Below are 255 nucleotides of genomic sequence, written 5' to 3'. Positions count from 1 at the left end.
CAGAGGAACGAATCACTCCCCCCTGGCCCGGACTCCCTGAAACAGACGCGTTCATCCGGGGATGTGCTGATATATGGACTTCACTGCCACTGTCTGCTGCCGGATGGCGTTATTCGCTGGCAGAATGCTCGACTGACGGTGGCAGCGGCAATCTTCGCGCATCGTACACCAATACTGCGGGCGCGACAGTGACTGACTTCATCCGGCGCATCAGTGATATGACAGACAGCCGACCGTTTATTGTGATGCCGGAAG

At 57.3% G+C, this 255-nt stretch carries 1 protein-coding gene; it reads left to right on the top strand.

Features of this window, described 5'->3' with window-relative positions; all coding sequences use genetic code 11:
• On the top strand, nucleotides 1-255 hold a 255-nt coding region (gene pilO2 / locus E0D98_RS27105), incomplete at both ends, for a type 4b pilus protein PilO2 (protein WP_165941099.1).

Origin of the sequence: Escherichia sp. KCJ4928, assembly GCF_004352695.1 — a bacterium.
In the GTDB taxonomy this organism is placed as follows: domain Bacteria; phylum Pseudomonadota; class Gammaproteobacteria; order Enterobacterales; family Enterobacteriaceae; genus ECMA0423.
This window is presented reverse-complemented; position numbering and strand designations above follow the sequence as displayed.